The following is a 10,675-nucleotide window of genomic DNA, read 5'->3' as shown; positions in this document are numbered from 1 at the left end:
TGCTCACCGGAAAGGTGCACCTGATTCTATTGTGGATATGATCTAGTCAGTCACATCCTTGCAGGTCAGGTGCGCCTTTCCCTTACCGGCCTCGATGAACGCAATTCCCTCTGATCGGGTGAGGCCAGGGTGCCCCTCGCGTGACGTTGGGATCGGTTATGACCGTCCCTCCTGGGCTGGTTTGCCCGTCGCGGCCACCACCCGGTTGATTGCGATGGGTACAGGGTTGAGCTTCCCCCGCTTTGATGGAGCGGTGGTTACCTGCTCCCGGTCGGGGCAGGCGTGAGGCTATCTGGCTCGGCTTGGGCGTGCCAGGCCGCCTCGTATTCGGCCGGACTGCGGTAGCCGAGTTCGCGTTGGATCCGGCGGGTGTTGTACCAGGTGTCGATGTATTCGAAGATCGCGTTCTCGGCCTCGTCACGGGTCCGCCAGGACGTGCGGTAGACGAGTTCGATCTTCAACGTCGACCAGAAGTTCTCCATCAACGCGTTGTCGTAGGAGTCACCGACCGACCCCATCGACGGCAGGATTCCGTTGTCCCGTAAGTGTTCCGAGAACCGGAACGACGTGTAGTTAGAGCCCCTGTCGCTGTGGTGTATCAGCTGGCCGTCGCGGACGTCGCGTGACCAGATGCCGTACTCGAGTGCGGCCAGGATCAGATCGGTGTCGCACCGGTCGGAGGTCTTCCAGCCCACGATCCGGCGGGAGAACACATCCCGGACCGCCGCGAGCCAGAACACGCCCTCACCGCACGGGATCCGGGTCGCGTCGGCGACCCACAACCGGTTCGGGCCGATCCGCGGTGAAGTTGCGGTTGACCAGATCCGGCGCCGGCATCTGCGACCGATTCTGCCGCGTTGACCCGCCGCGCCAGCCACGCCGCAGGAACGCGCCCTGCCAGCCCTGCTGCTTCATCAGCCGCTCGACGCGTTTGCGGCTGACCCGGATGCCGTCGCGGCACAGTTGCCGGTGGACGCGGTCGGCGCCGTAGGTCTGGCCGGAGGCTTCCCAGATCTCGTGGATGTTGGAGATCAGGCCGAGGTCGACCAGGTCCCGGTCGCTGGGCTGCTCGGCCTGCTTGCGCCAGGCGTAGTAGGTCGACTCGGCGATGCCCAGCACCCGTAGCGGGAGCGCGACCGCGAACAGGTGCGAGTGTTCGTCGATGAACCTCATGACCGTCGCCGGGTCGGGTCGAGCTCCGCCGCGAAATACGCGCTCGCGGCCTTGAGGATCTCATTCGCCCGCCGCAGCTCAGCGACTTCCTGGCGCAGCCGCTTGTTCTCCTCGGCCAGTCCGTGGTCGGCCGATCCGTGCGCTCGCCGGCGTCAGCCTCGGCCTGGCGGATGCAGTTGCGCAGCGCCTCGTGATGCACGCCCAGCTGCCGCGCGAGCTGCCGGATCACCGGCTTCGGATCCGACTCGCGATACAGACGCACGGCCCGCGCCCTGAGCTCGTCGGGGTACTTCTTCGGTGCTGCCACGGATGCTTCCTCCCCATGATCAGTCGATCATGTTTCAGAAGCTCCACCAAACCGGGGGAAGCTCACAGGTGATCGCCGTACAAGGCGCGGGCGTCGCGGTAGGCGGCAGCGACCAGCGGGCAACGTGGGACGGACAGTATGGTCCTTGCGCCTCGCGCACCGCGACCACGCAGCTCATCGTCTAACGGCTGCCAGAACACCGGAGCAAAGGGGCCTACCGTAACCGGCGACAGCCCGTCACCGGCTTACAGCGCAGGGACGGTGAATTCGCACCACAGGGGGTAGTGGTCGGAGATGCGCCAGGACAGTTGGGCGCGATCGTCTGCGGGGATGAGGTTCTGGGTGAAGTCGAACATTCCGGCGTTGATGAACGGCATGGTCAGCCGGGATCGGCCGTCGGCGAACCAGGCGATCTGGTCGTAGAAGTGGCGGCGGTCCGCAGGTGCGGCGGGGTCGGGGTCGTCGAAGATGCTGCGCGGGACGTGGTTCAGCCCGGCCGGGGTGGACAGGCCGGTGGAGGTGAACGCCTGGTAGAGGGGGTCGTCGCGGCGGTCGATGTTGAAGTCGCCCAAGGCCATCACGTTGTGCCCCCACGGGTCTTTTCCGGCCGCCCATCGAGCGAGCCATTCGGCGATCGCCCGGAGTTCGGGGACCCGGTCGGCGGCAGTGTCGCCGTAGATGACGTGGAGGGTGACTAGGGTGAACCGGGTGTCGCCGCGGGCGAAACTGACCGCGTACGGGGTGCGGGCGAACTGGCGCAGGACCTGATCGGCCGGTAGCGGCGCTGGTGCCTGCGGGCTGGCCAGGACGATCTCGCAGGCCAGCCCGGATGGCTTCACGCGTTGCGTGTCGTAGACGAACGCGAGACGCTCGCGGTTTCCGGCGTCGCCCGCGGTCACATCGGTGAGCAGGTATCCCCAGTCCGGGCCTAGAAACTCGAGCATCTGCAGGAACGCCGCAGCGCTGGAACGCACCTCCTGCACGGCGACGACGTCGAAGCGGCGAACGATCTCCGCGATGGACAGCACGTTGCTGCGGTCGCGCAGCGGGCTGTCCCCACGAACGGACCGCCATTGCGGTGTGATCCGATCGAAGGCCCGAATGTTCCAGGTACCCACCAGGACGTTGTTTGCCGTTTTCGCCGGCACCACCTGGTCCAGCGCGGCGCTGACAGCGCGGATTTGCTCAGCTACGTCCACCGGCACGGCGGCATCCATGCCATCATCGTCACCGCTCAACTGCATGCCGGGCATCGGAGTCCAGAACAAAGATGGCGCCCGAAAGGCCGGGACGCGTCAGCGACGAGCTAAGCTAATCGCTCATGTCGGCACGCCAACCCCTGACGTGGCGATGCCTGATCATCCCGACGGCCTCGAACTCGTCGTAATGGCCGAGCGTGGACACTCCGAGGTACCGCAGAGCCTGCGAGATGGGGGAACCTTGCGCCGGCAGTGGGTCGTCTTCGGCCTTCAGCAGTGGGCCGAGGACTATCTCGCCGTGGTGCCACACTGCCGAGAACTGCGAGCCCGTTCCAGCGAAATATTCGGCCTCGACGTACGCGACCGGGCCCAGGGCCGACCAGGTCGCGAGCGTCGCTTCGAAGCCGGGCGGAAACCTGACGCAGGACGCGAAACGCTCGTCAACCGTGTCACCCTGGCGGACCTCGTCGAACAGCGCCGTAGTCATCGGCATCAGCCTCAACCCCTGGTCGAGTTCGACGACCACCGCGTAGTCAAGGGCGCGGCATTGCTCCAGCGCAGCAGGAGCAGCGATGACCGCCTGCACGACATAGGCCACATGGACATGCTACGAGGCGCACGCACCGCGCGACGGGGCTAGTCAGGTCGCCTGGGGCACAGGGTGTTGCCATCCGCTGCCACGTCACATGATGAATCCGCCTTGCGGCAGCCACGATCATGCTCGGCGCCGATTGGATGCTCGCGATTCCACGCAGGAGCCGCACACCGATCGCGGTCGACGACGTCGCCGGGCGGCTGCGTTTCGGCCCACCTGAACCACACTCGCGACTAGTTGCGGTCTTCAACCCCGGAATCGTTCGCGGCTGCGCACGAAGAATGTCGATGAGAACAAGCGCGGGACTCTCTACCATGCGTGAGATGGCCCAGCCTGCGGTGCCGGCGGACGTGCAGCCGATCTGGTGCATCGTCGCGAATGTCGTGGACGAGCGGCCGTACGGGCCTGGCGGCCTGGAGCAGCGCAGCGGTCTACGCCTGTTCCGAGGCAGGGCGAAGGTGTTCGTGCCGGACGGCTACGCGGGCATGGGATACGAGACGGTCAGGGTCATCGGGCACATTCGGCACGGATCACGGCTGGCCACCGTTGACGTCGCCACCGCGTTCCTGACGAACTGGCGGGTGAAACTGGTCTACAGTCCCGCGATACTCGCCCGCATCGCCGAGGTGCAGGGCAACCAGCACCGTGGGTTCTCACGCCACGGCACCGACCGCGCCGGCGATATGTACCGCCAGGACCTCGAACGCGCTGCCGCTCACTTCCAGCAACGCACCAACGACATCCATCGGCAATGGGAGCAACGGCGAACAGACATTGCCGCGGGCGTTCAAGCGTCCGGAGCCAGGCCTGCCGGGCGGCTGGCGCGCTTGGTTGCCCGGCTGCGAGCGCTGCTCACCGTCCGCTGATGAACTGAAGCATCGAGAACCAGCGCGCCACCACCGGATGGGCTCCGTCCGGCCAGTGGCGCAGCCGACCACGGCGATCATCTGATCGACAGGCGGAGGAAGGACCGGCATGGGCACCTCATACACCGACTACGGTCAGCTCGGCTTCTTGGGCTCCCGATGGCACCGTCGAGGATTTCCTCGGCGCGCTTGCCGCCGCCGTCGACGACCTTCCCGCACCAGAGCCATGGCTACGTGCGGCACAAGCAGATTGGCGGCTGCGCGCTACCGCTGGCTTCGTCGGGTGCGTGCCGGTGAACCTGGGCGAGTACCTCGCCGGCGACCCGGTCCGCGAAGCGACTGTCTTGAGCCTTCTGCCTTTGATCCGAAACCGGGTCGTGGGCGCCGGCGACACACCCGCGGCCGTATCGGTAGCCGAGGAGCTGCTCCTGCGCTTCACCACGGCAGTCGACGGACTTATCCGCGGCGAAACCGCATGGGATACCAGCGGCCGGGTTCCCGGCGTTTGGGGACCCCCATCCGGCCCTGCCTCGAAACCCGGTCTCCCGACGAGCGCGGCGGACCTATGTTGAACATGGCTGCAATCCCGGTGCTGCAAAGACGGGCGATCGGGCAGCGCTGACCCGGGAGTTTCCGCTGCTCGCGCCCGTACCAGACACTCAACGATCAACTGTCCCGTGACGGCACCTGGCTCATCGGCGAATCGCCGGACCTAGTACTCAAGGCGGTCACGCCCTGAAATGCCGGCCGGGACAGTTGTCATTTTCGCCGCCGGCCACATCTGCCGGTGACCGCCGGCACGACCCGCCGGGAACCTTCCACGGCGCGTTGATGCGACGGGACTTCACGATCGTCATGTACTGGTTCGGATGGTCGCCATCACGCGCGACGGGTGAGCCGGAAAGCGGATCAGTTGCAGGCCCTTCAGATTCGTCCTCAGCGAACCGGCGACGCGTGCTGACCGTGAGGTGGAAGCAGATGCGATGCGTTCGGCGTGGGCTGCTCGGATGATGGAGATGTGACGTGGAGCGAGCAGATCCGACGCGAACTGGAGACCGCACTCAACGAAGCTGAGGCGCTGGGGCTGCGGCTTGACCGGTCCGACGGCGCCTGCGAGCTCCTGGTGACCGTCTGCGCCCTGCCCGCGCAGCGGGCACACGATCCCGATCCACGCCGCGTTCTTCGCCTGCTGCGTCCGACTCGCATTCGGGTGCTCCTGCGCGAGGACGGTCACGGTGGGTACGGGCCGGCCATTGGCCTGCGGGGCCTGGACGATGTGGAGTCCTTCTTCGCGTCGCTCGGCAGGTGGGAGTCGATGTACGGCTGGGAATTCCTCGACCGTCCGGAGCGGATCAGCGACTGGCCAAGCCAGCCCAGCCTCACCCTCGACCTTCGCCCAGGGCCGTCCCCACACTGCCTGTTCTGGTTCAACGAATGCTGGCAAACCACTGGCACGCGCTACTGCATCGAAGGCACCGTCGACTTCGAGGATCTGCAGATCACCCGCGCGGACGGCGAAGCCGAGCCGCTGGCGAACTTCACCGCCGAGGGCCGGCGCTGGCGGGAGATGCTGTACGGGCGCCGCGGTAACCCGCCCCAGGTGCAGACGCGACCTGCCGATGCCCCGTCCTGGCGCGACAATGAAGGCGGCACGTCCTTCGTCGGTGATCAGCCAGGGCCAACGCCGTAGCGGCGAACGGCGCACCCATCGCTGAGGCCCAAAATCCACACGGTCGCCCGGCGCGGAACTCGAGTGACAGCTCGTGCACAGGGTGCCGACAATGGCTTTCATGCTGGTGCTGTTTCCTTCGGATGTGCTGCGTCCGCGGCGCTGCGACGAGCATTTCGCTGCGGAGGCGGACGCTGCGCGCTCTGCCGGCCACCAGGTTGCCGTCGTCGATCACGACGCGCTCGCCAGCGGCGCCGCGGAGCAAGCCGTCAGCCGGGTGCCGTCAGATGCGGTAGCTGTCTACCGCGGCTGGATGCTCGACAGCCAGGCGTACGAGGGTTTCGCGGCTGCGCTGCGTCGTCGCGGTGTCCGGCTGCTGACCACGCCGGAGCAGTATCGCCGTGCCCATGAACTGCCCGGCTGGTATGCGGCGCTCGCCGCGTTCACGCCGGCCTCAGCCTGGACCGTCGGGACCGACCGGTCGGCGTTCGATACCGCCCGCGAGTCGCTGGGTGCTGGTGCGGGCGTGCTGCGGGACTACACCAAGTCGATGAAGCATCACTGGGACGAGGCCGTTTATATCCCGGACCTGACGAACGGGCCGGCGGCGTGGTCGGTCGCCGAGCGGCTGCATGAGCTGCGCGGTGACGATTTCGCCGGTGGATTCGTGGTGCGGCGATTCGAGCAGTTCACCGGGGCGGAGGTTCGTACCTGGTGGATCCATGGCACCTGCCGGTTGATCACGGCGCATCCCGACACGCCCGACGAGTCGCCTCCCGCCGACGCTGACGTCGTCGTGCCGGCCGGTGTTGCGGCCGCGATCGCCACGCTGCGGTTGCCGTTTGTCACCGTGGACTTGGCGCGCCGGGCGGACGGCATCTGGCGGATCATCGAGCTCGGCGACGGGCAAGTCAGCGATCGCCCCAGCACGACACCACCGGCCGCACTGATCGCCGTGTTGCCGACCGGCGACGAGCCGGCCGGGCCCGCTGAACCGCAGCCCGCCACGCCGAGCATGCCGCCGGCGGAATTCGCCTTGAGTGTCTCGGACGTGTTCGTACTGGGTAATCGAGGAATCGTCGCGGCAGGACCTGACACCGGCGCCGAGTTCCGCAGCGGCGGCGAGGTGCAGATCTGGAACGGCGACGAGCTCCGCGGCCGCAGCACGGCTTTCGTCGAGCTCCACTCACGTCAAGGAACAATCGCACTTCTCCTGACCAGTGCCGGCACCCACGTCAGGCCAGGAGACCGCATCACGGGTCCGCGCCGCTAGATCTTGGGTTCGTGCGGGAAGGCGCTCTCGGCTGGCAGGCAAGCTGCGCAGTGTGTCCCAACAACGGCGCCGGCCGAGATCACGATCGGCCGGCGCTCACCTCGCTCGGGCTCCGCGATTCTTGCCGCGAGAACCTGAATGCGCTCGCGGCGAGAAGGGCCCATCGGCGGTCCAATAGGACCCCCGTTGATCTCGTGCTGCTTCTATCCTGTCGCGATGAATGACGACCCCGAACCGCCACATCCGGGAATGATCATCAGTGTGATAAGCCGGGAAGACGTCATCGTGATGGACCCGCTGCGCTTCCTGGCAGCGGCGCGACACGCCTATCTCCGGCAGGACCCGGAAGCCAGCGACGAGGAAGCCGCCCGGGCGGTAGCTGACCTGTACGACGCGGCGGACACCCTGATCGAGGAATACGGGTTGCTCGCCTCCGAGCATCCCGACGTGGCCGCAGGCGCCACCCCGCGCCGGCGCATGCGCGGCGGCGTAGGCTGGCTGCCAGGCGACTACGTCCACGACCGTCCCGACGGGTTGTCCCCAGCCGGCGCGGTCCGGGAGATCAGAGTCATCAAAGGACCCGCACTACAGGACTACGGATGCGCCTTTCCCCGATGGGATGAGCTGTTCCGCGGATCGTCCGATCCCGACCCCACGACGCAGATCTCGGCCGGCACGTCGACGCCGTCGCCCGATGCCGCGAACGCGGACGGCACGTCGGACCGACCGACTCGTGTACTTCCCGACAGCCGTTCCGGGGCGGGCGGCTTTTCGCCTGCGGTGACCGTGTGCCCGCACGCATCTACCATCGCCCATGTGGAGTGGCCGTTTGCCGACGAACGCGCCTTCTGGTTGTGGGCCAGCGATCCCGACGCCGAGCTGGACTACTACGAGGAGGAGTGGATGCTGCGGCATCCCGACGGCCTCCACCTGTTGATCTTGGCTGCAGCCGAAGCACAGTGCCCGAAGCGCAACTACTGCGCGAACGTCCTGGCCGACTACACCTGCGACATCAACCGCTGGGAACGCCGCGCGCTCTATCCGGCGCTGCGCGAGGCGGCTGACTTCGCCGCCCGCCTCGAGGACCAGCGGATGCAGGATTGGGCCGCGCACGTCGGTCGACTGTTCGCCTACCGAGACCCGACCGGCCCGGTCAACCGGGCCCGCGCTGAGCAGATGGCCACAGACCTGCTCGGCGGGCCGATCGTAGAAGCCCGCGCGCTCGACACCGGCAACCTCGGCTGGCTTACCGTTCGTGTCACGCACGATGGCCGGTCCTGGGAATGCTTCCGCACCGGCTTGGTCAGCCCGCCGGTCGTGCAGATCGACAGACGCACCGGCGCCTACGAGTTCACACATCGGTAGCCACGAACAGAGCCCCATCTCGACTACACGGCGACTCCCCCGGCGAGCCCTTCGAAGAGGTGCTCGCCTCGGTCGATGGGGCGGCCGCAAACCCACTACGAAGGGCGACGACAAACGTGAGGCGGCTGCGTCGTCAGTCGGTGACGCCGAGGTGAAGCAGCCAAACCCGCCCCAGATGGTTAATCAAGACATCGACGTAAGCGGCCGCATACCAATCGTCAGTCTCAACCCTGAGCTCCCAGCACTCCACATCATCCGGCCACAGTCGGCCCATCAAAGCCACCGCCCAATCCGCGAGGGTCGCGACCAGAACTCTGCCTGGCGCACCCTCCTCCCAGACATCCGGCTGCCGCGACGGCAGAAACAACTCCGGCAGCGCAGCGCTAACCGGCACGCGCCAGCATTCCACCCAGTACAGCCCTTGCACCCGACAGGAGCTGGGAAGCAGCGGACTCACCGACTCCGCGACATCCCCGTCAATCAGCGGGCCGGAAGCGAGGCTGAACTCGCACGCATGGTCGGCATCCTCCATCAGGTCGGACAGCATCACGAGCACATGGTTGATCATCTCGGGAACGGCGTCCGCGCGCGCTAGCTGCAATGCGTGCAACGATGACCAGTCGAAGCTCATCACAAAGTCATTCTCCGACGCCGCTCCCCCGCTGTCAGGTGACGGTCGTGACCGCCAACGTGCAATCTCGCCGGCGAGAGCTGAGGCACCCGGTCAACATCTACTACTCCTAGCTCGCGGTCCTGGGACCGGATGTTCGTCGGGCCCGACGTTTGCGAGGATCTGGGCTGTCCCGCCGCGGCGTGCATGCGAAGCGAACCGCACGACTCCGCCACGCACAGCCTGGTCGAGCACAACGCTCATCCCTGGCACGGCCGCGTAATTCGCCGGGCGCCCGGTCAAACTGCGTTCCGCCGCGCCTTGTTGGGTCCACAATGACGGCGATCCCAGTAACCATGCGCGATCGGACGGAGTTCGCCGCAACATGATCACCTGCGCGGATCAGCCGATGACAATGCGTTCGATCCGAGCACCCGCGTCTTGGCCGTGACCGCGCCGGACCTGCACGACGCCTTTCGCCGCGTCGTCGCGGCCAGCTAGTCGCACATCATCCTCCACGGCAAGGTCTTCAGCACCGACCGCTGTGCCGAAACCACCATCAGTGCGACAGGGAAACGATCGATGCCTGGTACGTCGGCAAGCACCGCGACCTCGGCACGAACATTCAAGCAATCAAGCGCCCAGGACGGCCTGCCGATCTGGACATCGCCGGCCTCGCCTGGACACCTGCACGGCCTGACCGTCGCCGCCAACCACGATGTGCTCGGCGCCCTGTACTGGTCCGCGTCGGAACTGAACCTTCCGGCCCTGGCCGACTCCAGCTACGAAAGCGCAGGCCACGGCCTGTACACCCCGATCAAGAATCCCGCCGACGGTAAACCCCTCGTCGACACCCGAGTCGACAACCTGCTCCTACGATCAACACGCTGCCACGGAGAACGCGGCTTCGCGCTACTCACCCAACGCTCGCAGACCCTGCAACACACCACCGCCAGCCCCAGCAGAATCGGCGACTTCGTCAAAGCCGCGCTCGTCCTCACCCATTTCAGGCACCGCTACCCACCGATTCCTTGCTGAGATCACCTCAATGCGTGGTGGGTAACTCCCTCACCTGAATGAAACTGCGCTCAATATTGGTCATGCTTTGCAGGTGCTGGACGACCGCATCGCCGACGTAGCGATTCTGTGCGTCTTTGAAGTACTTATAGAGGTCTTCCGCCCGCACCGTTACCGACTGCTCGTAAACTGGACCCGGCTTGAAGGCCACTCCGGTGAGTCTGCTTGCGTCAGCACTCGTCAGAGCTTTCCTCCGAACCCACCATGCGCCTGTCGTCACCCCTCTTTCCAGGTCTTGCGTGTACCGATAGATAACATAGCCCTTGTCTCCGCCCCCGAGGACTGGCCGAGCAGCCGGCCTGAACGGCAGCTGCATCAAGCGCGCAAGTACGTAGGGCTTGATGATCTTGTCCCAAAGGACATTTGAGGGCCTAGTACGGCAGCCGCCATTAGCAGTCTGACCTGCTGGGACGCGGTGGGGGCGGTGTCCAACATGGACGCAGCCGCCTGTTGATCATGTGTTTGTGAGGACAACAAGATCAAAGGCGGCTGCTGCTGCCAGGATAGAGGCTGCCCGGACCGCCCGGACCGCGGGTGAGCT

Annotated in this window: 11 protein-coding genes and 1 pseudogene; 5 read left to right on the top strand and 7 right to left on the bottom strand. The window is 66.2% G+C overall.

The genetic code is table 11. From position 1 onward, the window contains the following. Window positions 1-257: 257 nt before the first annotated feature. From ACFQS1_RS39955 to ACFQS1_RS39935, 5 genes and pseudogenes are all read right to left on the bottom strand, one after another. Entirely contained in the window at window positions 258-740 is a 483-nt protein-coding gene (locus ACFQS1_RS39955; RefSeq protein ID WP_378978196.1) for an IS3 family transposase, read from the bottom strand. A 4-nt stretch (window positions 741-744) separates the two neighbouring features. Beyond that, on the bottom strand, window positions 745-1,173 hold the full coding sequence (locus ACFQS1_RS39950; protein ID WP_378978194.1) for an IS3 family transposase: 429 nt from the start codon (window positions 1,171-1,173) through the stop codon (window positions 745-747). Window positions 1,174-1,315: 142 nt separating this feature from the next. Beyond that, a pseudogene (locus ACFQS1_RS39945) lies at window positions 1,316-1,480 on the bottom strand (transposase); the annotation flags it as partial. Between the two features lie 245 nt (window positions 1,481-1,725). After that, on the bottom strand, window positions 1,726-2,733 hold the full coding sequence (locus tag ACFQS1_RS39940) for an endonuclease/exonuclease/phosphatase family protein (protein WP_378978192.1): 1,008 nt from the start codon (window positions 2,731-2,733) through the stop codon (window positions 1,726-1,728). Window positions 2,734-2,791: 58 nt separating this feature from the next. After that, window positions 2,792-3,277 (bottom strand): hypothetical protein, encoded by a 486-nt coding sequence (locus ACFQS1_RS39935; RefSeq protein WP_378978190.1) that lies wholly within the window; start codon window positions 3,275-3,277, stop codon window positions 2,792-2,794. A gap of 320 nt (window positions 3,278-3,597) precedes the next feature. Between ACFQS1_RS39935 and ACFQS1_RS39930 the strand changes: the two genes are divergently transcribed. The 4 genes from ACFQS1_RS39930 to ACFQS1_RS39915 all read left to right on the top strand — a co-directional run bounded on the left by ACFQS1_RS39930 (window position 3,598) and on the right by ACFQS1_RS39915 (window position 8,447). Further along, on the top strand, window positions 3,598-4,140 hold the full coding sequence (locus ACFQS1_RS39930; protein WP_378978188.1) for a hypothetical protein: 543 nt from the start codon (window positions 3,598-3,600) through the stop codon (window positions 4,138-4,140). Window positions 4,141-5,158: 1,018 nt separating this feature from the next. Beyond that, window positions 5,159-5,830 carry a hypothetical protein gene (locus tag ACFQS1_RS39925; RefSeq protein WP_378978186.1) on the top strand — a complete coding sequence of 224 codons (672 nt, stop codon included), beginning with the start codon at window positions 5,159-5,161 and terminating at the stop codon, window positions 5,828-5,830. A 91-nt stretch (window positions 5,831-5,921) separates the two neighbouring features. Next, the gene (locus ACFQS1_RS39920) at window positions 5,922-7,082 is read left to right on the top strand and encodes an ATP-grasp domain-containing protein (RefSeq protein WP_378978184.1); all 1,161 of its coding nucleotides are present in this window, start codon (window positions 5,922-5,924) and stop codon (window positions 7,080-7,082) included. 216 nt (window positions 7,083-7,298) lie between these two features. Further along, on the top strand, window positions 7,299-8,447 hold the full coding sequence (locus ACFQS1_RS39915) for a hypothetical protein (RefSeq protein ID WP_378978182.1): 1,149 nt from the start codon (window positions 7,299-7,301) through the stop codon (window positions 8,445-8,447). A 133-nt stretch (window positions 8,448-8,580) separates the two neighbouring features. Here ACFQS1_RS39915 and ACFQS1_RS39910 read toward each other — a convergent pair whose 3' ends face one another. Next, window positions 8,581-9,078: a hypothetical protein gene (locus tag ACFQS1_RS39910; protein ID WP_378978180.1), complete on the bottom strand. Its 498-nt coding sequence runs from the start codon at window positions 9,076-9,078 to the stop codon at window positions 8,581-8,583. 561 nt (window positions 9,079-9,639) lie between these two features. Between ACFQS1_RS39910 and ACFQS1_RS39905 the strand changes: the two genes are divergently transcribed. After that, window positions 9,640-10,095, top strand: coding sequence for a transposase family protein (locus tag ACFQS1_RS39905; protein ID WP_378978178.1), 456 nt, complete (start codon window positions 9,640-9,642; stop codon window positions 10,093-10,095). 7 nt (window positions 10,096-10,102) lie between these two features. Here ACFQS1_RS39905 and ACFQS1_RS39900 read toward each other — a convergent pair whose 3' ends face one another. Further along, the gene (locus ACFQS1_RS39900) at window positions 10,103-10,285 is read right to left on the bottom strand and encodes a hypothetical protein (protein ID WP_378978176.1); all 183 of its coding nucleotides are present in this window, start codon (window positions 10,283-10,285) and stop codon (window positions 10,103-10,105) included. Window positions 10,286-10,675 lie beyond the last annotated feature (390 nt).

Origin of the sequence: Paractinoplanes rhizophilus, assembly GCF_042664765.1 — a bacterium.
Taxonomy (GTDB): Bacteria; Actinomycetota; Actinomycetes; order Mycobacteriales; family Micromonosporaceae; genus Actinoplanes; species Actinoplanes rhizophilus.
The sequence above is the reverse complement of the archived record's forward strand: the minus strand, read 5'-3'. Positions and strand labels throughout refer to the sequence as shown.

Coding starts and splice junctions, on each gene's coding strand:
- ACFQS1_RS39940 (WP_378978192.1), bottom strand. CDS start 2,733: ATGCCCGGCATGCAGTTGAGCGGTGACGATGATGGCATGGATGCCGCC.
- ACFQS1_RS39920 (WP_378978184.1), top strand. CDS start 5,922: ATGGCTTTCATGCTGGTGCTGTTTCCTTCGGATGTGCTGCGTCCGCGG.
- ACFQS1_RS39915 (WP_378978182.1), top strand. CDS start 7,299: ATGAATGACGACCCCGAACCGCCACATCCGGGAATGATCATCAGTGTG.
- ACFQS1_RS39930 (WP_378978188.1), top strand. CDS start 3,598: ATGGCCCAGCCTGCGGTGCCGGCGGACGTGCAGCCGATCTGGTGCATC.
- ACFQS1_RS39950 (WP_378978194.1), bottom strand. CDS start 1,173: ATGAGGTTCATCGACGAACACTCGCACCTGTTCGCGGTCGCGCTCCCG.
- ACFQS1_RS39905 (WP_378978178.1), top strand. CDS start 9,640: ATGCCTGGTACGTCGGCAAGCACCGCGACCTCGGCACGAACATTCAAG.
- ACFQS1_RS39910 (WP_378978180.1), bottom strand. CDS start 9,078: ATGAGCTTCGACTGGTCATCGTTGCACGCATTGCAGCTAGCGCGCGCG.